The 21,400-nt window shown below is 63.9% G+C and carries 17 protein-coding genes and 3 pseudogenes; 8 read left to right on the top strand and 12 right to left on the bottom strand.

Annotation, left to right across the window (positions count from 1 at the left end; all coding sequences use genetic code 11):
* The first annotated feature begins 80 nt into the window (after positions 1–80).
* Genes MPSD_RS13940 through MPSD_RS13955 form a run of 4 tightly spaced genes read left to right on the top strand, consistent with a single transcriptional unit; the run spans position 81 to position 4,537 of the window.
* Positions 81–575 carry a carboxymuconolactone decarboxylase family protein gene (locus MPSD_RS13940; RefSeq protein WP_036426583.1) on the top strand — a complete coding sequence of 165 codons (495 nt, stop codon included), beginning with the start codon at positions 81–83 and terminating at the stop codon, positions 573–575.
* 48 nt (positions 576–623) lie between these two features.
* A complete protein-coding gene (locus MPSD_RS13945) occupies positions 624–1,976 on the top strand; it encodes a type I glutamate--ammonia ligase (protein ID WP_036426581.1) in 1,353 nt (450 codons plus the stop codon).
* 3 nt (positions 1,977–1,979) lie between these two features.
* Positions 1,980–3,134, top strand: a complete 1,155-nt coding sequence (locus MPSD_RS13950) for an amidohydrolase family protein (RefSeq protein ID WP_086084978.1) — start codon at positions 1,980–1,982, stop codon at positions 3,132–3,134.
* A complete protein-coding gene (locus tag MPSD_RS13955; RefSeq protein WP_020787438.1) occupies positions 3,131–4,537 on the top strand; it encodes an amidase in 1,407 nt (468 codons plus the stop codon). Before MPSD_RS13950 ends, MPSD_RS13955 begins: the two co-directional genes overlap by 4 nt.
* 593 nt (positions 4,538–5,130) lie before the next feature.
* On the opposite strand, the gene MPSD_RS13960 is transcribed toward MPSD_RS13955, so the two are convergent.
* The gene (locus tag MPSD_RS13960; RefSeq protein WP_420811917.1) at positions 5,131–6,333 is read right to left on the bottom strand and encodes an ISAs1-like element IS2404/ISMul1 family transposase; all 1,203 of its coding nucleotides are present in this window, start codon (positions 6,331–6,333) and stop codon (positions 5,131–5,133) included.
* A 203-nt stretch (positions 6,334–6,536) separates the two neighbouring features.
* Between MPSD_RS13960 and MPSD_RS13970 the strand changes: the two genes are divergently transcribed.
* Together MPSD_RS13970 and MPSD_RS31055 are read left to right on the top strand one after the other, a co-directional pair.
* Positions 6,537–10,514 carry a non-ribosomal peptide synthetase gene (locus tag MPSD_RS13970; protein ID WP_235065772.1) on the top strand — a complete coding sequence of 1,326 codons (3,978 nt, stop codon included), beginning with the start codon at positions 6,537–6,539 and terminating at the stop codon, positions 10,512–10,514.
* Complete coding sequence (locus MPSD_RS31055) at positions 10,408–11,052, top strand: condensation domain-containing protein (RefSeq protein WP_235065770.1); 645 nt, start codon at positions 10,408–10,410, stop codon at positions 11,050–11,052. The genes MPSD_RS13970 and MPSD_RS31055 overlap by 107 nt, the downstream gene beginning before the upstream one ends.
* Before the next feature lie 23 nt (positions 11,053–11,075).
* On the opposite strand, the gene MPSD_RS13975 is transcribed toward MPSD_RS31055, so the two are convergent.
* The 9 genes and pseudogenes from MPSD_RS13975 to MPSD_RS14015 form a co-directional block, all read right to left on the bottom strand.
* The gene (locus MPSD_RS13975; protein WP_086085784.1) at positions 11,076–11,519 is read right to left on the bottom strand and encodes a nuclear transport factor 2 family protein; all 444 of its coding nucleotides are present in this window, start codon (positions 11,517–11,519) and stop codon (positions 11,076–11,078) included.
* A gap of 118 nt (positions 11,520–11,637) precedes the next feature.
* A pseudogene (locus MPSD_RS13980) lies at positions 11,638–12,954 on the bottom strand (cytochrome P450).
* A 110-nt stretch (positions 12,955–13,064) separates the two neighbouring features.
* A complete protein-coding gene (locus MPSD_RS13985; RefSeq protein ID WP_015355536.1) occupies positions 13,065–13,487 on the bottom strand; it encodes a lipoprotein LpqH in 423 nt (140 codons plus the stop codon).
* A gap of 41 nt (positions 13,488–13,528) precedes the next feature.
* The gene (locus tag MPSD_RS13990) at positions 13,529–14,362 is read right to left on the bottom strand and encodes an SDR family oxidoreductase (RefSeq protein WP_015355537.1); all 834 of its coding nucleotides are present in this window, start codon (positions 14,360–14,362) and stop codon (positions 13,529–13,531) included.
* Between the two features lie 14 nt (positions 14,363–14,376).
* The gene (locus tag MPSD_RS13995) at positions 14,377–14,835 is read right to left on the bottom strand and encodes an SRPBCC family protein (protein WP_015355538.1); all 459 of its coding nucleotides are present in this window, start codon (positions 14,833–14,835) and stop codon (positions 14,377–14,379) included.
* A 55-nt stretch (positions 14,836–14,890) separates the two neighbouring features.
* Positions 14,891–15,304, bottom strand: coding sequence for a transglycosylase family protein (locus MPSD_RS14000; RefSeq protein ID WP_020787430.1), 414 nt, complete (start codon positions 15,302–15,304; stop codon positions 14,891–14,893).
* A gap of 118 nt (positions 15,305–15,422) precedes the next feature.
* Positions 15,423–15,995 (bottom strand): chorismate mutase, encoded by a 573-nt coding sequence (locus MPSD_RS14005; protein WP_223161353.1) that lies wholly within the window; start codon positions 15,993–15,995, stop codon positions 15,423–15,425.
* Positions 15,996–16,047: 52 nt separating this feature from the next.
* A pseudogene (locus MPSD_RS14010) lies at positions 16,048–16,894 on the bottom strand (alpha/beta fold hydrolase).
* A gap of 79 nt (positions 16,895–16,973) precedes the next feature.
* Positions 16,974–17,222 (bottom strand): LLM class oxidoreductase, encoded by a 249-nt coding sequence (locus MPSD_RS14015; RefSeq protein ID WP_020787428.1) that lies wholly within the window; start codon positions 17,220–17,222, stop codon positions 16,974–16,976.
* Positions 17,223–17,280: 58 nt separating this feature from the next.
* Between MPSD_RS14015 and MPSD_RS14020 the strand changes: the two genes are divergently transcribed.
* Positions 17,281–17,769, top strand: a complete 489-nt coding sequence (locus MPSD_RS14020) for a hypothetical protein (protein WP_020787427.1) — start codon at positions 17,281–17,283, stop codon at positions 17,767–17,769.
* An 83-nt stretch (positions 17,770–17,852) separates the two neighbouring features.
* Here MPSD_RS14020 and ag85B read toward each other — a convergent pair whose 3' ends face one another.
* Complete coding sequence (gene ag85B, locus MPSD_RS14025) at positions 17,853–18,830, bottom strand: diacylglycerol acyltransferase/mycolyltransferase Ag85B (RefSeq protein WP_015355544.1); 978 nt, start codon at positions 18,828–18,830, stop codon at positions 17,853–17,855.
* A 715-nt stretch (positions 18,831–19,545) separates the two neighbouring features.
* On the opposite strand from ag85B, the gene MPSD_RS14030 reads away from it, so the two are divergent.
* Positions 19,546–20,688, top strand: coding sequence for a DUF7159 family protein (locus MPSD_RS14030; protein ID WP_015355546.1), 1,143 nt, complete (start codon positions 19,546–19,548; stop codon positions 20,686–20,688).
* Here the strand turns inward: MPSD_RS14030 and MPSD_RS14035 are convergent.
* Positions 20,652–21,379: pseudogene (locus tag MPSD_RS14035) on the bottom strand (DUF4389 domain-containing protein). The gene MPSD_RS14030 and the pseudogene MPSD_RS14035 sit on opposite strands and share 37 nt — an antisense overlap.
* Positions 21,380–21,400 lie beyond the last annotated feature (21 nt).

A 21,400-nucleotide genomic window follows, 5' to 3' on the forward strand; every position in this document is an offset into this window, starting at 1 on the left:
TCGACGGCCATCTCGAAAGACGGGACCCTGAGCCCGGAACGCACTGACCAAACCGGCCAGCGCGGGCGTAGCATCGCGCCATCAGCCGCATCGGAACATTCGCCGACGATGACGTCGCCGGCTGGATTCAGAAATCACCCGAGCTCGGTGGTGCGCTTGCTGCCTTCAGCCGCGCCGTGTACACCAGCAACCGATTGCCACTGCGAACTCGGGAACTCGCGCGTGCTGTGATTGCCGACAACAACGAATGCGTCGTATGCGCCAATACCCGCGATGCCGACGGCCCGGCGGCCGGAGTCGACGAGGAACTCTATGATCATGTCGCCGAATGGCGTACCTGGCCCGGCTACAGCGAACAGGAGCGGCTGGCAGCCGAATTCGCTTACCGGTTTGCCACCGAGCACACGGTATTGCGCGATGACGAAGACTTCTGGCGCCGCGCCACCGAACACTTCTCCGAAGACCTGCTTGCCGACCCGGCCTTGTCGTGTGCGCTGTGGGTGGGCATGGGGCGGGTCCTACGCACCTTGGACATCGGCCAAGCGTGCATGCTCACCCTGCCCAGCCGCGCCTAGCCGCGCGTCCACGCGGTCCGGGCGGCAAGGCGCTGCACAATGACTTCCATGACAGCAACACCGCTTGCCGCCGCGGCGATCGCTCAGCTGGAGGCCGAGGGCGTCGACACGGTCATCGGCACCGTGATCAACCCCGCCGGCCTCGCGCTGGCCAAGACCGTGCCGGTGCGCCGGACCAACACATTCGCCTATCCCGGCCTCGGTGCCAGTCCGACGTGGCACGGCTTCGCCGTGGACCAAAGCGGTATCGCGTTCAGTGATGAAGTGGGCGTCATCGGCGACCAACGCCTGCGTATCGACCTGTCCGCCCTACGGGCAATAGGAGACGGATTAGCGTGGGCGCCTGCCGCTTTCTTCGAGCAAGATGGCGCCCCCGTTGCCGCGTGCACCCGCGGCACGCTCGCACGGATCGAGGCCGCGCTCGAGGAAGCGGGCATCGAGGCGATGGTGGGCCACGAAATCGAATTCCTCGTGGTCAACCCGGACGGTACTCAGCGGCCGTCGACAATGTGGGCGCAGTACGGTCTTGCCGGGGTGCTCGAGTATGAGCATTTCGTGCGGGACGTCAACGCTTCGGCAACCGCCGCCGGTGTCGGGATCGAGCAGTTTCACCCGGAGTATTACGCCAACCAATTCGAAATCTCCCTAACACCGCATTCCCCGGTCACCGCCGCCGACCAGCTGGTGTTGGCGCGGATCATCATCGGCCGCGCCGCCCGTCGGCACGGACTACGCGTCAGCCTGTCCCCAACACCCTTTGCCGACAATGTTGGTTGCGGCGCGCACCAGCACTTTTCGTTAAGCACCGCCGAGGGCCCGATGTTCTCAGAGGGCGCCGGCGCGGCCGGGATGACAACGGCGGGCGAAAGCGCGGTCGCCGGTGTACTGCGCGGTCTGCCGGAGGCCCAGGGGATTCTGTGCGGATCGATCGTCTCCGGCTTACGCATGCGCCCCGGTAACTGGGCTGGCGCCTATGCCTGCTGGGGTACCGAAAACCGGGAGGCGGCAGTTCGATTCGTCAAGCACGTCCCCGGCGCCGCCTATGGCGGCAACGTTGAAGTGAAAATCGTTGACCCCTCTGCCAACCCGTACCTTGCATCGGCCGCGATTCTTGGGCTGGCACTCGACGGCATCCAGCGGAAAGTCAGCCTTCCGCAGGAGACGGTGATTGACCCGGCAAAACTCTCCAATGCCGATCGCGACCGCGCCGGCATCTTGCGGCTGCCCGACGATCCGCGCGAGGTTATTACCGCGCTGGACAATTCGCAGACGATGCGGCGCGTGCTCGGGGATGCCTCAATCGACGCCGTCGTTGCGGTCCGCAAACTGATGCAGGAACGCTACACCGACCTGAACCCCGAACAGCTGGCCAACAAGTTCCGCATGGCCTGGAGCCTGTGACAAGTGACGGAGTCCGCTACTTCGGAGCTGGCCCGACATATCCGCGATGTGGCGGTGATTGATCAACATGTGCACGGCTGCTGGTTGACCGCGGGGGAGAGATCGCGGTTCGAAAACGCCCTCAACGAGGCGAACACACAACCGCTTGCCGACTTTGACTCGGCGTTCGACTCGCAGCTGGGGTTTGCGCTGCGCAAGCACTGTGGCCCCATCCTGGGCCTGCCTGAACACGTTGACCCGAAAACATATTGGGAACATCGCAGCCAGCTCGGGGAAACCGAACTGGCTGAGCGGTTCTTGGCGGCCGCCGGGGTAACCGACTGGCTGGTAGATACCGGCATCGACAGCGATGTAGCTGGTCCGGCGGAGTTGAGTGCGCTGTCAGGGGGCCGTGCTCACGAGGTGGTCCGACTCGAGCAGGTGGCCGAACAGGCCGCGCAGGCGCCGGGCGACTATGCCTTGGCATTCCAGGAACTCCTACACCAACGTATGGCAACGGCCATCGGCACCAAGTCAATCCTGGCGTATCGGGGCGGATTCGACGGCGACTTGACCGAGCCCTCACCGGCCCAGGTTGCCCAAGCCGCAAAGCGGTGGCGGGACTGCGGTGGAACCCGGTTGAGTGACCGCGTTCTGTTGCGATTCGGGCTCCATCAGGCGCTGCGACTGGGAAAGCCGCTACAGCTGCACATCGGCTTCGGCGACCGGGACTGCGACCTACACAAGACCAATCCGCTGTATCTGCTTGATTTCCTGCGCCAGTCCGGCGAAACCCCGATTGTGCTGCTGCATTGCTATCCTTACGAACGCGAAGCCGGATATCTTGCACAGGCTTTCAACAACGTCTTCGTCGATGGCGGCCTGACCGTCAACTACCTTGGGGCGCGAGCGCCGGAATTCATCGGCCGGCTATTGGAATTGGCGCCCTTGCGAAAAATCGTGTATTCCTCGGACGGTTTCGGCCCCGCAGAGCTCCACTACCTGGGAGCGGCTTTGTGGCGCAGAGGCATTCACCGCGTTCTACACGGCTTCGTACAAAGCGGCGACTGGGCCGAAGCCGACGCGATCCGCGTCGTCGACCTCATTGGGCACGACAATGCAGCCCGCATATACCAATTGGAGCAGAAGGGCGATCAATCGATGAGCAAGAATTCATGACCGAGTTGTGCCACCTGGGCGCCCACGAGTTGGTCGCCCTGATGAGCGCCGGCTCGGTATCGTGCCGAGAAGTCATCCAGCAGCATCTGGTTCGGATTCGGTCCGTCAATCCCGCGCTCAACGCGCTGGTTGAGGCCGAAGATCCGGAGCGCTGCTTGCGGCAAGCCGACCACGCCGACGAGTGCGTCGCGCGAGGCGCCCCGCTGGGCGCGGCGCACGGTCTGCCGGTGGTGATCAAGGACGTCATGCAAGTGGCCGGGCTGGCGTGCTCCGGTGGCAGTCCAGGCTTGCGCGCCGTGGCGGACACCGACGCTACCGTGGTGTCGCGGCTGCGGGCCCAAGGGGCGATCGTGTTGGGGATGACCAACGTCCCGGAGATGAGCCGCGGCGGAGAGTCGAACAACAACCTGTATGGGCGGACCAACAATCCCTACGACCTCACCAGGACTCCCGGCGGCAGCAGCGGAGGTTCGGCCGCGCTCGTCGCCGCCGGCGGGGCCGCGTTGAGCGTGGGGTCCGACGGCGGTGTCAGCATCCGGCAACCATGCCACAACACCGGCATAGCCGGCCTGAAGCCCACGCGCGGCCGGATCCCACGCACCGGGAGCGTATTCGGCGATGCTCTAGGAGTTTTCAGCCCGTTCGTGTGCTACGGGCCGCTGGCCCGATCGGTTAGAGATCTGTTTCTGGGCCTGTCGATCATGAATGGCCCAGATCTCGCGGACCCGTATACGGCGCCGGCTCCGCTGGGCAGCCCGGACGATGTGGAACTGGGCACTCTGCGAGTGGCCGCCTATCTCGATGACGGCATTTCGCCACCCTCCGAAGAGGTTACGGCGGTCGTCACGGCGGCGGTCGAAGCGTTACGGGAGGTGGTCGCCGTCATCGATCACGCCGTGCCGCCCTGCCTGAATCGCACCACAGACCTGTTGTGGACGTCGATCTTCCTAGGTGGTGACCGGGGCCGGGGATTTGAAGAGGACCTGGGGGCCATCGGCACCACGGCGCCGTCCGAAGAGCTGGCCGAGTTCACGGCGCAGGCCCGCCAAGTGGACTTCTCGCTCACCGAAGCCCGACGCCGCCTGGTCGATATCGACCACTACCGCATCCAGATGCTGGCATTTATGGCCGACTACGACGTAATCGTCGGCCCGGCCATGCCCACCCCGGCCAAGCCGCACCACCACGGCCTGGTCGAGATCAGCGATTTTTCGCATTTGATGGTGCATAACCTCACCGGATGGCCCGCTGCGGTGGTCCGGTGCGGAACATCGCCAGGTGGCTTGCCCATCGGCGTTCAAATCGCGGCCCGGCCATGGCACGACGGCACGGCGCTGGCGGTAGCGAGCCACCTCGAGGCGATATTCGGCGGATGGCAAGCCCCAGGGCTGGTGGTGACCTGACGGTCGCCTAGTTCACCACACGATAGTGATTGGCGACGCGACCGAGAGTCTTAGTCGGTGATGCCCTCGACGTGGAAAGCAGGAGCCCTGTGAGCAACCTCAACCTCGCAGAACAGAATTTCGTGCGCCATTCGACTGGCCTCCTCTGGTGGATACAGACGAATCGCCGGATGCGCTCGCCAACTTTGATGCAGAGCTTTCCGGTTTTTGGGTAGCACAACATCCCCCGAACGGGTGTCAATTGCACCGGAATGCTCGCCCCCTGTACGGGGGGAAGTCGTGTCCCCACATCGGGGGACACGACCAGCGGCGCGACTACGGCCGCGCCGTTCCGGCGCCAAAACGACATCGCCCCCTGCAAATCCCGCGCGCCAGCGGATACTGATGAAGTGGTTGCGCGTGTAAACTTCTACCACGGCGTATTGACGACTTCAGTGCACAGCCAGTGTTGTATCCGAAATGTGCAGCAAACTCGGACATTGGTTGCGATGACCTAGGTGAAAAATGGCACCACGCTCCGTCACCACCGTGGCGACTTGCCGAAAGACTAGGCGGCCCGTTTCGGTCTGTGCCCAGGGCTCCGGCGTTGTTGATTAGCAGGCTTGTGAGCTGGGGAATTGTGGATTGAGGAGGTCTAGGCGGCGGTTGGCGGTCAAAGCGGTGATCCGGCAGGCTTCGGCGATGTTGTCGGCGCCGTTGAGGCGGTGCAGATTGATCGCGGTGTTGCGTAGCGTTGCTAGGACCTGTGCGCCGTTTCCGGTATGTGCCCTTTGACGGTCTTCGTCGAAGGTGACGTCGCGTATCCAGTGCAGGCTGTTCTCGATTCCCCAGTGTTGACGCATCCAGGTCATGATCGCGGTAGGGCGGGCGTGCTCGAAGGGCAGGCTGCAGATGGCATAGACCACCTCCACGCTGCGCTGGTCGGTGGCGGTGATCAAGCGTTCACGAGTGATCCGGATGATTTGTTTTGCGTAGGGGAAGCCGATTCCTCGTGCAGCGGTGATGATTTGCGGGGTGCGGGTCTCGACACGGCCGTGGCCGCGGGAGTCGTCGGTAGCGGCTGTGGGCACCTCGGCCCAGGGCAGCGCGGTGATACGCGCAAGTATTTTGGCTTGGTTGGACTTGACGATCATCAGGTAGTGCGACTTCAAGGTGGCGCAGATCAACTTCGCGGTGACGACCTGGGTATGCATCGCATCCACGGTGACCAGCCACCGCAAGCTACCCGGCAGCAGCGTGAGCAGGGCACGTGCGCAGGGAATTTCATTGCTTTTCTCGGCGACAGCGAGTTGACCGAGCACCAATCGGGCACGGTGGGCGAACACCGACACGAGATGCGTGGCTGTCGCTTTGGCGCGTAAAGCACCACGCAGCATCTTGCCGTCCAACGCGATCGGCACCAATCCACTGGGGTCGCTGCTGGCCACGTGTGCAGTGAAGTAACTGCCCATCCTGGCGTTGAGGTCGGCGGGGTCTAGCCGAGACAAAACAGCGCGGAAGGTCTTCTCACTGGGCCGCCGGAACCGGACCCCTAATTGGGCCAACACATCATCGGGAGCGGTGGCCGCCCATGTGGCAAAACCAGCATAGCCGCGCATCCCCGCGGCAGTGGCCAGAACCGCGATCGCCAACAAAGCCATCAGCGAATACCTCCGACCGCGTGGGTCCCTCGGGTCTGGCACCGAGGCCAACACATCGAGAAACTCCGATCCGATGAGCTCGCTGCGCTCACCAGGACTCCAGCGGTCGAACACCTCTGGAACCGACGACACACGCAATACTGAAACGGTAGGCACGGGCAACTCCAGACCAACGACGAACAGTAACCAACTCGATCGTTCTCCAGATAGCCCGTGCCTACACTCCGGCCCCAATAGCGCGGCACCAAAGATCATCAACCCAGCTCACAAGCCTGCTAATCAACAACGCCGGAGCCCTGGGTCTGTGCCGGTGACCTCGGGAATCGCCACCGCGCGCTTCGGGTCCGTACCGGCACCTGATGTCTGCTCCCACCGACCCGCACGGCGCAGTGCCGGCAAATGGGAAGTTCCTCGCACTCACGCGCGGGCAGCTCGACATATGGCCCTCCCAAGAGCGCAACGGCTCGGGAATACCCTGGCAAACAAGCTTTTTCGCAGTGATCAGCGGCCCGGTCGATCCGGTCCTCATCGAGCGTGCCGTCCGGCGGGCGGTGGCCGAATTCGAGCCGTTGCGGGTCGGAATATTCGAGGTCGACGCACAGGTCTGCCAGAAACCGCGGGACTATCCGGCCGTTACTGTCCCGCTCGTTGACGTGAGCGGCTCGCGACATCCGGTTCGGGAAGCGCACCAACTGGCCGCGTCGATGCAGCGCCAGCCCATGGCATGGGCGGGGCCGTTGTTCCGATTTGCGTTATTCCGGACGAGTCCAAACCAATTCTTCTTGTTTTTCTGTCTACATCACATCGTGGTCGACGGATTTAGTTCCGTGCTGTTCGTCAGTCGAATCGCCGTTATCTACTCGGCGCTCGCCTCTGCCACGCCAGTCCCGGCAGCATCCTTTGGTTCGCTGCACGATCTGGTCGGCGCCGAACTGGAGTACGAGGTGTCCTGCAAGTATCGAGAAGACCTGCAGTTTTGGCGGGAGAATCTGCCCCCGGACCGCCCAGCGCTCCAATACCAGTCCGCGGAGACCGGGAATGAGAACGATCGCTACGGCGCGTCGGCGCCGGTGGTGCTGGATGCCGCCGCCGCGCAGAGCATTGATGTTCTGGCCACAGTGTTAGGCGTCAGGCGATCCTCGATCATCACCGCAGCGTGTGGGCTACTGGTACACGGTTGGGATGGTGGCGGTCCGGAGGTGGTACTGGATTTTGCGGTGAGCCGGCGCGGCACCGACAAGTTGAAGACGATTCCGGGGATGGTTGCCGGGGTGGTTCCGCTGGCGTTGCCGACATCACCCACTTCCTCAGTTGCTGAGCTGTGTACGCAGGCGGATTCGCGGGTCCGCGATGTCCTACGACATCAACGGTTTCCGGTACACACGTTGTGCGGGCCCCTCAGCGGAATCGCGCTGAACCTGCTCCCGCCGACGGCGATCCCACATTTCGGTGATGCGCCGGCCTCGCTGGTGCATACCAATTTTGGCCGCGGCAATCGATTTGGAATGTTCGTCATGATTGAGGGGCAGCGGCTGCTTTTGAGCACGGCAGGTGCTGGCGCGCCATCATCAGATTTCGAGGGCCCAGCCTTGGCGCAACGACTGACTGGGCTCTTGATGGTGTTGGCCGCGGATCCGGCGCGGCGGTTGTCATCAATCGACCTGCTCGATCAGCTCGAGCGCCGCCGGATCCATACGTGGGGTAACCACGCCGCGCTGACCTGCCCCGCTGCTCCTACCCAGTCGATTCCGGAGCTGTTCGCCGCCCACGTCGCCCAGAGACCGGACGCTGTCGCGGTGACAGCCGCGGACGTCGTGCTGAGCTACCGCCAACTCGACGCCGCCAGCAACCGGCTCGCGTCCTTGTTGGCCTCTCACGAGATAGGCCGTGGCGACGTCGTAGCGTTGCTGCTTCCACGCAGCGGACGAGCCATCATCGCGATCCTGGCAGTGCTGAAGGTGGGAGCGGCCTACCTGCCCATCGACCCGGACCACCCCCGCGCCCGCGTTGCCTTCCTGCTCGACGACACCAAGCCGGTGGCTGTCCTGACCATCCGCGACTTGACCGGCGGTCTGGACGGCCACGCCCTGGCGGTCATCGACGTCGACGATCCCGCCGTTGCCGCCCGACCCAGTACGGGGCTGCCCGCGCCAGCCGCCTACGACGTCGCATACGTGCTGTATACATCCGGCACCACCGGCGTGCCCAAAGGCGTGGCGATCACCCATCACAACATTGCCCAACTCGTGGCCGCACCCACCCCACTGAACGCCCAGAACAGTCTGGCCGTAACCCATTGCCACTCCTACGCATTCGACTTCTCGGTGTGGGAAATCTGGAGCGCGTTACTGCACGGCGGGCGACTTGTCGTGGTAGGCGAAGACGCAACTCGTTCCCTCACCGATTTCCACGACTTGCTGCTGGAACAGCGAGTCAACGCGCTGACCCAAACCCCCTCGGCGGTTGCCGTATTGTCAACCGATGCTCTGGAAGCCACTACACTCGTGGTCGGCGGTGAACCCTGCACCGCCGAGGTGGTGGATCGTTGGGCGCCCGGGCGAGTGATGGTGAATGCCTACGGCCCAACCGAATCCACTGTCTGCGTCAGCATCAGCGCACCGCTGGTTGCCGGTTCCGGGACCGCTCCCATCGGCCTACCACTGCCGGGTACTGCTCTATTTGTATTGGACTCGTGGTTGCGCCAGCTGCCCCCCGGGGTGGTGGGGGAGCTGTATGTGGCGGGAAGCCAAGTTGGGCTTGGATATTGGCACCGCTCCGGGTTGACGGCATCGCGTTTTGTGGCCTGCCCGTTCGGGGGAACCGCGGGCAGCCGTATGTACCGGACCGGCGATCTGGCCTGCTGGGGTGCTGACGGTCAACTGCACTACAAGGGTCGGGTGGACGACCAAGTCAAGATTCGCGGCTATCGCATCGAACCCGCCGAAATCACCACAGCGCTAATGCGGTCGCCCAGCGTGAACAGTGCGGTCGTCATCGTCCGCGAAGACCGCCCTGGCGACAAGCGTCTGGTGGGCTACATCACCGGCCAAGCCGACCCCGAAGCTGTTCGTGCCGGTCTCAAAGACCAACTGCCCCACTACATGGTTCCGGCGGCCATCATGTCGCTCGAGCGGTTGCCGTTGACGGTCAACGGGAAACTTGACGTTGCCGCGCTGCCCGTTCCGGACTACATCACCGGTTACCGAGCCCCGACCACGCCGGTGGAGGAAATCGTGGCCGGAATTTTTGCGCGGGTCCTCGGGCTGGAACGGGTCGGCGCCGACCAGTCGTTCTTCGATTTGGGCGGCGACTCGTTGCTGGCGATGCGCGTGGTCGCGGCGGCCAACACCGCTTTGGCCGCAGACCTGTCCGTGCGGGTGTTGTTCGATGCACCCAGCGTCGCCGAGCTGGTGCCGCACATCAACAAGGGATCGGCCGCCTCGATACCCCTGGCACCGGTCCAGCGGCCCGAGCGGGTGCCGCTATCGCCGGCCCAGCACCGGATGTGGAGTGTCGTTCAGCTGCAGGGCCCCTCCGCTGTGTTCAACATCCCCTGGGTGCTGCAGTTGCGTGGCATCCTGCACACCGAGGCACTGCGCCAGGCCCTAGTCGATGTTGTTTGTCGTCACGAACCGTTGCGCACCGTTTATCCCGCCGTGGACGGTGAACCGCACCAAGTCGTCTTGGCGCCCGAAGCGGTGGACCTGTGCTGGGAGGTCATTGACGCCACCACCTGGACGCCGGGTCAGCTGCGTGACGTCGTTTCGACCCAAGCCCGCCACAGCTTCGACCTGGCCAGCCGGCTGCCGCTACTGGTCCAGCTCTATCGCCGGGCCGACGATCAATACCTGCTGGTTCTCGTGCTGCACCATATTGCCGCTGACGGCTGGTCACTGGCCCCACTGGCGGCCGATCTCGACGTGGCCTACCGCAGCCGATGCGACGGGCAGGCCCCCGGCTGGGAGCCGTTGCCCATCCAATACATCGACTACGCCTTATGGCAACGCGCGTACCTGGGGGACCCGGCGGATCCCGACAGCATGATCGCCGCGGAACTTCGGTACTGGCAGAAGACGCTTGCGGACATGCCCACGCATCTCGAGCTATCACCCGGGCAACCCGATGCCACCTCGTACGACACTCGCGGCGACACGCTGGCCGTGCGCTGGCCCGGCGGCATTGCACCGCCAGATAACCGAGCTGGCGTGCGCACAGCACGCCACCAGCTTCATGGTCGTCCAGGCGGGCTTTACCGCGCTGCTCTCACAACTGGCCGCCAGCAACGACATCGTGGTGGCAGTAGCGGTCGCCGGTCGCCGTCACCCCTCGCTCGATGAGTTGGTCGGCGTGTTCGTCAACACGGTGCTATTGCGCATTGCGGTGGCCCCCGACCTGGATTTCGCACACCTGCTCGACCAGGTGCGTACCCGCAGTCTGCAAGCACTCGACCATCAAGACATGCCCTATGGCGTTCTGGTAGAACAGATCAACGCCGCCCGCTCGTCACCCGCTAGCCCCTTGGCCCAAGTCATGCTGGCCTGGCAAAACAACAAACCGGCCGAGCTGGCACTGGGCGAGCTGGAAATCACCGAAGCCCCGGTGCACACCGGGGCGGCACGGATGAACTTCTTGTTGTCCCTGACCGAGCAGTTCACCGAGAGCGGTGAGCCCGCCGGGATCAGCGGAGTCGTCGAATACCGCACCGCCATGTTCACTCCTACGGTGATCGAAGCTATTACCGACCGGTTGGAGAGGCTCCTAACGGTGGTGACCGCCAACCCGCGGCGGCAGTTGTCGCCGCTGTCTGACCTCGACCGGCTGCCCTGGTCCTATGGCGGCTGTGCTGGTGGTCGGCGCGTTAGACCCCACCGGTAGTCACCGGCGACATCAACCGGTTGCTAGACCAGGCTGCTCGCGTCGAATATCCAGCCCTGATCTGCCGAGCCAAGGTTCTCAAAATGCTGCGGCGGCGCAAAGGCCACCAGGCTGTTGAAGTCCCAATAGTCTTTCCACACGGTGATTTTCCCGTCGACGACTTGATGGACGGTAACGAACCTCAGCAGCCCCTGCTCACCGGTCGCGAACGTCCAGGTCTCGGAGTGCTCATACATGACATCGGAACCGCTGGACAGCAGCAGTCCGTCGTGGTTCTCGTAGCCGGCCAGGGGTTCCAACCCGAGCTTCAGCCGCGTGACGATGTCGTCCGGACCGCGCGCCGACAGCGCGGGAACCGGCATGTCCACATACAGGCAGTCCGGCGACAAAAACGTCTTGACGCCATCCCAGTCCCTCCGAGACAGCGCGTGCCACATCCCACGCACCGTATCGCCAACTGAAATCAAAGAAAGTTCTGCCATAACGGCCAATAACACTTGGTCCCTCTTGGGCTGTCAACCACCACGCTGCGCCGATGCCAATTGGCGCCCTCAACGCGACCGGCGGACACGCCCTCGCGGTCCGCTAGGAGGCGGCCAGCGCGCGGGCCGGTCCGAGCGTGACCGGCAACGTCGACCAGCCCCGCAACACGCGGGTGTCGCGGCGACTTCCCGCGCCGGCGGCCCGAACGTCGGGGAAGCGCTCGAAGAACGTCCGCAACCCAACCTCTCCCTCGGCCCGGGCCAGAGCCGCACCAAGACAGAAATGACGACCCGTGGAGAATGCGAGATGCCTTCCGGCATTAGCGCGTTCGACGTCGATACGGTGCGGGTTCGGGAATACCGCCGGGTCGCGGTTGGCTCCGGCCAGCTAGGCCACCACCATTTCGCCGCGATTTATTGGCCAGCTCGCTATCTCGACATCGGTGCGGGCCACCCGGGCGGTGAGCTGGACTGGTGAATCCAGCCGCAGGATCTCTTCGACCGCGTTCGGCCATAGTTCCGGACGCTGACGCAGTGTCTCCAGTTGCTCGGGGGCATCCAGCAGCATCCGAATTCCGTTGCCCAACAGGTTGACTGTGGTCTCGAAGCCCGCAACCAACACCAGCCCAGCAATCGCGCGCAGTTCGGATTCATCGAGATATGTCCCAGCATCACCACTTTCAGCGACCCGGATCAATTGACTCATCAGGTCGTCGCCGGGGTTTCGACGCAACTGCTCGAGGTGTGCCGTCAGCCACGAGTTGAATCCCGTTATGTCCTGCTGTATGCGCCGGTACTGCCGGTAGGGGACCCCGATATCCAGGCTAGGCGCTGCCAATTCGCCGTATTCCAGCACTCGGCCGCGGTCTTGTTCTGGAACACCGAGGATTTCGCTGATCACCATGATCGGGAGCTGGGAACAGTACTGGCCCACCACGTCGACAACACCGGGCCGCTGCGCGAGTTGATCCAACAGACTGTTCGCCGTCTGCTCGACCCGATCGCGTAGCGCGGCAACCGCTCGGGAGGTGAAAACCGCCGACACCGTCTTGCGGTATCGGGTGTGATCGGGCGGCTCAACGGCCAACAGCGACGGCGGCCGCAGCGGATGCAGCTGCTCGTCGCGGGTGCGGCGCTCCAGCCAGCGCAGTGGTCCCGGCAGGTTCTCACCGAACGAGATGGTGTGGAAGTCGTCGGAGCGCAGCACATCGTGCGCGAGCTGATAGTCAACGGTGAGGTAGTTGACGCGGGTCCGCACCATACGCCCGTGGCGGCGCAACTCGTCATGGAACGGTCCCGGGTTGGCCGCAACTGCCGGGTCGGCGATCAGCCGAGCCTCCAATTCACCTCGTCGAAGACCGATATTGGCCATGCCCCGGATTACCCCGTGCATCGCGAACCAGTGCAGTTTGTCCTTCACCGCGCCTCCATCGATCGACTTCGCCATTGCGCTTGTGACCAGACTAAGCTCGTCGAGGTCGCCGACGCAGGGCTAATCGAGGCTCGCGCCCCGAGGCAGAGCCCAACGGGTCAGCACTCGGCGACGATCTTGAAGTCGGTTGTCACCACCTTGTTCGGGTTGTCGCTGCCGATGCCGTAGGCGCTGCCGGTGATCGTGTATGTCCCGTGGGAAAAGTCCACCTGAGCCTCTCCCACCCCGCCTTGCCAATAGCTGCCGTTGAACCCGTCAACATTGCGGATCTTCACCCACTGCGGAATCACTCGCTCGCCGCTGATCAGCACCACCGCCTGGACATGGCCGTCCCGGTCGCCGATGTCGATGGTCCGGTAGGACTGCTCCTGACTGCACGCGGCGGGGCGTGCCGTGTGGGTGGAGCCGTCGATGGTCACGTGCGCGGCTTGGCGGGGCACCGTCATCGCGCTCCCGCACCCGGAGACGGCAGCGACCACGCTCATTGCAAGCCCTGTGACAGTGACCAACCGAATCTGCACGAGCCACCTCCATTGTGGACACCAGCGCTGTGCCCGAGACTCTACTGCTGTCCTGTTCCAAACGTGGGTAGGGATTTGAGAATGCGGCTACGAACGAATTCCGGACTGACGCCCTTGAGCCGATCGATCCAGCGAATGCTTGGCGGCACGTACCAATGCAGCCGCGTCGGGTGCTGGTAGGCGTGCCAGGCCGCCTCGGCGACGCTGGATGCCGGCAGTAGACGAAACATCCCCTTCTTGGGCGCGGCGGCGCGGATCTGCTCGCTGGACAGGGTCGGGGCGGAGGCGTCGGAGTGCTGCCGAGTTGAGGTGAGAATCGCGGTGTCGATCAACCCGGGCAGCACGTCGGCAACTCGCACACCATGGCGCCGCCATTCGGCGCTCAACGCTTCGGTGAGTCCCTTGACGGCGTGCTTGGTTGCCGAATAGACCGCCAGCCGTGGCATGCCGTAGGTGGCCGACGACGACGATGTGGAAAACATCAGACTTCCCGGCGCCTTTCTCAGATAGGGGAGGGCGCCGTAAGCCCCGGTCAGCACCGCCTTGAAGTTCACGTCGACGACGCGCATCGCGGCGTCGTAGGGTACGTCCTCGAACCATCCGCCTTCGCCGATGCCGGCGTTGTTCCACATCATGTCGAGTCCGCCGTGGCTGGTACCGGCGCAGAAATCGGCCAGGGCGCGATCCAACGCATCCCGGTCGGTCACGTCAACAACGCGGGTCCACAGCCGCTCGGTGCCAAGTTCGGCGCCCAGCGCGTCAAGGCCGGCGCCGTCGCGGTCCACCGCGGCGACCCGCCAGCCTTTGGCGTGAAACAGCTTCGCCCCCTCGCGGCCCATTCCGCTGCCGGCGCCGGTGATGAATACCGATTTCATGGAGCGCCGCCGACCTAGGCCGCCTCGACCACGTCTTTGATCCGGTTCAGCGTCTTGGTCATGTCCCGAATGTTGCGGCGCTTGCGCAGCCAGCCACCGAACATCCAGTAGTACACGGTGCTCAGCGGAGACTCCGCGAGCCGAAATGACTCGGTCACATCGGTCCCGCCCCCCGAGGGCGCCAGGCGATAGTGCCAGTTGTTGACCGGTCTGTCGCCCATCATCACAGCAAACCCGAACTCGCGACTTGGCTCGCAGGCCGTCACCTCGCAAACCGTCCAGTAAACCGGTCCGATCTCGTTACGCCGAACATGCCCCCGGAACCTGGCACCCAGCGCAGGGCCGGTCGCGCCGTCGAGCCATTCGGCCTCGAAGGTTTCCGGCGAGAATCGTCCGGTATTGCGGATGTCGGCGATCAAATCCCAGATCTTGTCCGCCGGGGCTGCCATGTGAACTGTCGCTGAACCCTCCATGACACGATCCAAACACGCTCGCTGTAACACATGGAACCGAACCAGCGATATTCCCCTAACGGGGCGTGAATATCGAGATGATCTGAGTCACCGTCTGCTCGAGCTGACGTACCGGTTTGGGCAACACCACGGGCACCGGCGGCAATCCACCGGCGGACGAACATTTGGGCCAGGCGGCCGGTCCCTGTCCTGCCAGAACCCGGTTGGCGATTGCGATTTGTTGCCGCTTAGAGGCACTTGCGGGGTTTCCCACCCCACCGTATTCCTCCCAGGTGGCTTGCTTGAACTGCAGACCGCCGTAGGCGCCGTTGCCGGTATTGGCCGACCAGTTTCCGCCAGACTCGCACTGCGCGACGGCTTCCCAGTTCATCAGATCGGCCTGTGCGACACCGGTGGACAGTGACATCGACGCAACGACGAATCCACCGGCGAGCGCGGACTTGGTGAGGGGTTTCGCGATGTGTGTCATGTCCGACTTTTCGGCGGACGTAGTCAAAGCGTTACCGATTAGAGAATCTTGTGAGATTGGAAATCTATCGCACCGAAATTCACCGAGTAGGGAGGCAAACCGCCCGCGGGCCGCTACCTCAGGCTTGGCCCCCGGCCGGGCAGTACGACCTCGTTGCGGTCAACAGAGCACGTTGATAGAGGCTGTCCAGCTGACGAGCCCGTATCGTGTCCGCCCTCGCGAGGTCGAGTTGGGCCGCGCAGGACGCCGACTCCAGCAAACTGCGATTAAGTGTTATCTGAGATAAAATCTTATCGTTTAGCGCATCGATCTCGGCGCGCGATGCGGACAGGTCGGGGGGTGCCGCGGGGACGTCGGCCGAGCCGAACTTCCAGTCCGCGAAGCGGCTGTACTCGATCGCCTCGGTCGCGCTGATCTGGTCGCCAAACAACCGGGTGACGTAGTTGGGGTCGACCTGTGCGGCGCGGGCCGCATCGCCCAGCTTGGCGAGTTGTTGCTGGACGCGGTCCGGGTCCTCAATGGCCACGCGAGCATGCCACTTGAAGGCCGCCACCGGGTCTGCCACGGCCAACCGCTGCGCCGCCGCGTCGACCAAGGTGATCAGCGGGCTGGCACTGTCGGCCCGCACCTGCCCGGGCGCGCCCAGCGCCACCGCAAGCAGGGCGGCCGCCCCGCCGAGCCCGACACCCAACCGATGCCGAGTCGATCGGCGCGCTGGAAAAACCACGCCTCATCACAGCATGTCAGCCGTGGTGTGCGCCAACAGTGCTGATCGCGTTGATCACCGCCGCCGGCTCATTGAGAGCGACAAAGGTTTTCGAACCCGGTACCTCGATGATCGACGCGTCCGGGAAGAGCTGGGCCATGCGGCGAGCCAGCGTCGGCTTGAAGCACCGGTCTCCCATGCCCCAGACCAGCGTCACCGGCTTGGTGAACTGGGCAAACCGCGTCGACACCTCGGTCAGATCGGTGGCGGCGACATGTCGAAGCAGCGTGGCCAGGTCATCGCAGATGCGAGCGTCTGTGCGGCAGGGCTGCAACCACGACGCCGTCAGCGCGGCGTCTGGCTTGTTCAACAGCAGGCCGAACCCGAGCGGGGAGTGCCGCAACGGCCGCAACCCCATCGCCGCAAACAGCGTCTTGATCGATCTTGGCCCCCGAAGCAGCGTGAATACGGCAGGAAACGGAAACGGTGGAAAAGTCTCGAAGGCATCGCAGTTGGTGAGCACCAACCGACCGACCAGATCCGGGTGGGCATCGATCGCCAGCTGACACAGGCCGCCACCGGTGTCGTTGCCCACCAAGGTCACGTCGGCGAGATCAAGGGCGACCATGAACTCGTGAATCATCTCCGCGATCCCGGCGGGGGAGAGGTCAGCGCCTTCGTTAGCCGGGATCGTGTGGGAACCCAGCGGCCAGGTGGGCAGGATGCACCGAAACCCCATCGCGGCAAGCCCTTCGGCTACGGCGGACCACAGGCGCTCATCGACGAGAATGCCGTGGACGAATAGCACCCGGGGGATGTGGGGAGTTTTCGGGTCCGAGCACTCGGTAGGCGATTGTCGCCTGACTCAGCGTGACCTGTGCCATCGGTGCCACCCCTTCGCGGATACTTACGTGCTGCCAGTACGTAAATTACGTGCAGCCCGCATGAAAGTCAATGGTGGCGCTAGTTCAGGTCACCAAGCACGGTGATGACCGGGGCGAAGGCCGCCACATGGGGCTGGGGGATGGTGTAGTGAGTGAAGCCGTATCGTTCCCGATTCGCGCGCAGCTGCCGCGCTATCTGCTCAACTGTACCGATGAGAAGCGTTGGGGATTGCAGGATTTCGTTGGCGGTTAGCAGGTTGCCATACTTGGCGGCGAGCATGCCGGCGACTTCCCTACGGTCATCGGTCAACACGACCTCTTGAATCAACGTGTGTAACTCCGGGTGTCTGGCAACCCTGGCTACCTGCTTACTCCTCGGCGCAGCCGTGCTGCTGGTGGACAGCCGTAAGTCGTCGTCTGCCGGCGCCATCGACCATCCCGGCATCCCACTTTCCGACGCTGCGACCGAAGCCCACGTCGTTGAATCGGCCAGAGGACTCGTCGCCGTCGCCGGGCTACGGCCGATCGCCGCGGGTTACCTCTTGATGTCCTGCAAGAACCGCGAGGATCCGCCCTATCAGGGCGCGATCTATCTGACCTTCACCTTGCCCGTCGACGCCCACGCAGATACCTACTTTCGCGCGGTGGCGGGCAGGCTGGTCCAGCACGGATGGACCGAGGGACGACCACCCGCTGAGCACGTGTTCGGCAGGACCTTGACCAGGGACGACACGACAGCCGTTCTGTATCGGCACCGCGATGACCCCACCATGGGAGTCCTACGGCTCTACGGTCCGTGCCGCAACACCACAGATCACCGCCGCGACACGATGGGATGGACCGATATCAGCGACCAGTTCGGCCCGCTCCGGTAGGACAACGCCAGAAACGACCGCTGGGCTCGACGGGCCCGGAAAACCGGGGCCGTCAAGCCCAGCAGTTTCGATCTGATTGGCGATCAGGCGGCGCCGAGGCTGGCCTGCAAGTCGCCCTTCATAGCGTTGAGCTGTGCGCCCCAGTACTCCCAGCTGTGCGTTCCGTTGTCGTTGAAGTTGAACACCGCGTTGTGGCCACCGGCCGCGTTGTAGGCGTCCTGGAACTTCAGGTTGCTGCTGCGCACGAAGTTCTCCAGGAACTCGGCGGGCAGGTTCGCGCCGCCCAGTTCGGAGGGGGTGCCGTTGCCGCAGTAAACCCACAGGCGGGTGTTGTTGGAGACCAAGGCAGGGATCTGGATCGTCGGGTCGTTGCGCTGCCAGGCGGGATCGCTGGACGGCCCCCACATGTCGCCGGCCTTGTAGCCTCCGGCGTCACCCATTGCCAAGCCGATCAAGGACGGTCCCATCCCTTGGGACGGATCCAGCAGCGCCGACAGCGAACCGGCGTACACGAACTGCTGGGGGTGGTACACCGCCAAGATCATCGCCGAAGAGCCGGACATCGAGATGCCGATCGCGGCGCTACCGGTGGGCTTGACGCTGCGATTGGCCGACAGCCATTCGGGGAGTTCGCTGGTTAGGAACGTCTCCCACTTGTAGGTCGAGCAGCCGGACTTACCGCAGGCGGGCTGGTACCAGTTCGCATAGAAGCTGGACTGGCCGCCTACCGGCATGATGACGGACAGGCCTGACTGGTAGTACCACTCGAACGCCGGGGTGTTGATGTCCCAGCCGTTGTAGTCGTCTTGGGCGCGCAGGCCATCGAGCAGGTAGACCGCAGGCGAGTTGTCCCCGCCGCTTTGGAACTGGACCTTGATGCTGCGCCCCATCGCCGCGGATGGCACCTGCAGGTACTCGACGGGCAAGCCCGGACGCGAAAAAGCTTTCGCAGCCGGCGCGCCGCCGGCGAGTCCGACCAGGCCAGGAAGGGTTATCGCAGCAGCCGCGCCGATTAGCAGCCGCCGTCCCCAGGTTCGGATTTTCCCGCTCACGTCTGTCATACCTGTGCCCCTTGTACGTGTGTAGTCGTGTGCTCCCGGCAGAACTTACCGCGTGAGTACGGAAAATGTCGATCGGGACGCGAACTCATTTCATTTGGATATCGGCCACCGCCACGGACACAGCACCTGTGCTACGCGAGCCGCCACGATCCCGACTTCTCGGTAATAACCTCCCGCCGGCCCTGATAAACCAGCCCCAGCAGCCGTGATGCAGCTGTGACCAGGACAGTTGGCGGCTAGTCGGCACCCGCACCTAGTCAGCTGATCGCCCGCGCGCGGTGGCGCTCCGCGAGCGGGGCGATATGCAACCAATCAGGCGGCGCCCGCGTGCCGCATGGGGTCGCATCGGTCGGTATGGGGAGAAAGCGCTTGCGGATTCAATTGACGAATCAGACGAATCAAATGACGAAGCGGCGGAAAAGTCGGCCGGAATATCGGGGAGGCGGCCAGCGGGAGCAATCCACGCATTCCGCGCTCCGTTGGCGCCGTAGCCGACGCCAGCGGCAATGCCCACTTCTTGTGAGTCACCTGCGGGTTTGCCTACCGAGGCGGCCGAATTTGCATCGACCGCGTACTCTCTGTCAAGACAAGCCGATGGAGACCACACTATTCTGGTCATTTCCGGCGCTGCCCACACCAGCACACCAGGGCCCCTTGGTGCGCGCTGGCGGTGGCTGAGGGCGTCGGGCTCCGGAAACGATTGAGGTGCGAAGTTTTGGATACAATACTTGGGCTATCAGTAACGCCGACCACCGTCGGGTGGGTCCTCGCTGAAGGACACGGTGCCGATGGCGCCATCCTCGATCACCACGAGTCGCAGTTGCACGGTTCTCGCGGCATGCGCATCGTGCACACCGCCGAGCAGGTCGCCGATGAGGTTTGGCACGCGAAAGAGGTTGCCAGCGGTGCGGGCCATCGCCTGCGCATGATCGGCGTGACCTGGAGCGACGAGGCATCCGCGCAGGCCGCGCTGCTGCTCGAGGCACTCACCGACGCGGGTTTCGACAACGTTGTGCCGGTTCGGCTGCTTGACGCGGTGGAGACGCTGGCCGAAGCGATCGCACCGGTTATCGGCTATGACCAGACCGCGGTCTGCATCCTCGAGCACGACTGGGCAACCGTTGTGATGGTTGATACCCAAGACGGGAAGACTCAAACCGCCGTCAAGCACGTTCGAGGCGGATTCGACGGCCTGAATTCCTGGCTGACCGGAATGTTCGACCGCGGTGCGTGGCGCCCCGCCGCCGTCGTGGTCGTCGGTTCGGACACCGACGTTGAAGAATTCTCTTGGCAGCTCGAAAAGGCTCTGCCAGTGCCGGTTTTCGCACAGACGATGGCCCAGGTGACAATTGCGCGCGGCGCAGCGCTGGCGGCCGCCCAGAGCACCGATTTCACCGACGCCCGGCTGATCGCAGACGTCAGCGAACCCGCCCCGGCACCCAAGCGGTCGCTGCACTACGCCGGAGCGGCAACCACCCTGGCGGCCGCCGCGGTGACCTTCGTTGGGTCGCTATCACTGGCGATCGGTCTGCAGCTCACCCCGGAAAGGCATCACACAGCCACCGGTCACGCGGGACACAAGCCAACGCCTGAGATCGTAGAAGCGGTCGCCCCCGTTGTGCCGATGCCCGCGCAACCAGAGCCGTCCGCTCCTCATCAGGCACCGGCCCCCGGTGCGGGGCAGGAGCCCATTCGTCTTACCGCCGGTGAGCAGATCACCGACGCCGCGCCGGTCGAACAACCTGGCGGGGAGGCACCGCAGTCCGAGCCCGCGGATGGATCACCGATGTTGACCCGAGTGCTTACGCACATCCCCGGCAGCTACGGCGAAGAAGAGGGCTCTCGCCCACCTGAGTAGTCCGCCACCTTGGTCAGGCTCACTCGAAGGGCTCGCGTGGACCCATGTCGAGCCGAAACGGCGGGTACTCGTCGCGCATCAACCCGGCATAGGCGTGCACCCGCAGGCTCCAACGGTTGACCCCGATCAACAGGTTGTACAAGCCATCGGGGTAGCGCCCGGTGAACAACAGCGCTATCGCGGCGCTAACCACCACAATCACCACCAGCGACGGCAGCATTACACCGCCTAATTCATGCCGGCCAAGCATGACCACGCGCCAGCCGCCGGAAAAGAAGGCGGCCAATATCAGGTAGTGGGGAATGGCCAGCAGCCACCACTTGATCAACACCAGACCGCGATGTAGGCGCTGCGGATACTCAACGTCCAGATCGGCAGGGTACTGCGGGTTCTCCCGCAGACTGAATGGCGGATAGCGGTCGGTGCCCAACACCGTCAGCGCGTAAAACGCGACCCGCCACCGCCACCGCATGACGCCGACGTTGAAATCAAACAGCGGCCGTGGATATCTGCCGGTGAGCAGGATCGCGAAAAAGGCAATCACGGTGGCCACGAAGGCGCCCAGATACAGGAAAACCAGGACGATGTAGTGCGGAATCGCCAAGATCCACTTGATCAGCCATTGCCAACGTGACAATGCGGGATCGATATCCCCCCTTACCCGGACCAGATAGGCAGTTGGTTGCGTCATCGACGGCTCCTTCGACTACAC

The sequence above is a fragment of the Mycobacterium pseudoshottsii JCM 15466 genome (assembly GCF_003584745.1).
Classification (GTDB): Bacteria; Actinomycetota; Actinomycetes; order Mycobacteriales; family Mycobacteriaceae; genus Mycobacterium; species Mycobacterium marinum.

Bases quoted from the DNA above. Each gene is read 5' to 3' on its own strand.
- MPSD_RS31055 (WP_235065770.1), top strand. From the start codon at position 10,408: ATGGTCGTCCAGGCGGGCTTTACCGCGCTGCTCTCACAACTGGCCGCC.
- MPSD_RS13990 (WP_015355537.1), bottom strand. From the start codon at position 14,362: ATGAAATCGGTATTCATCACCGGCGCCGGCAGCGGAATGGGCCGCGAG.
- ag85B (WP_015355544.1), bottom strand. From the start codon at position 18,830: ATGACAGACGTGAGCGGGAAAATCCGAACCTGGGGACGGCGGCTGCTA.
- MPSD_RS13945 (WP_036426581.1), top strand. From the start codon at position 624: ATGACAGCAACACCGCTTGCCGCCGCGGCGATCGCTCAGCTGGAGGCC.
- MPSD_RS13955 (WP_020787438.1), top strand. From the start codon at position 3,131: ATGACCGAGTTGTGCCACCTGGGCGCCCACGAGTTGGTCGCCCTGATG.
- MPSD_RS13970 (WP_235065772.1), top strand. From the start codon at position 6,537: ATGTCTGCTCCCACCGACCCGCACGGCGCAGTGCCGGCAAATGGGAAG.
- MPSD_RS14000 (WP_020787430.1), bottom strand. From the start codon at position 15,304: ATGACACACATCGCGAAACCCCTCACCAAGTCCGCGCTCGCCGGTGGA.
- MPSD_RS13995 (WP_015355538.1), bottom strand. From the start codon at position 14,835: ATGGAGGGTTCAGCGACAGTTCACATGGCAGCCCCGGCGGACAAGATC.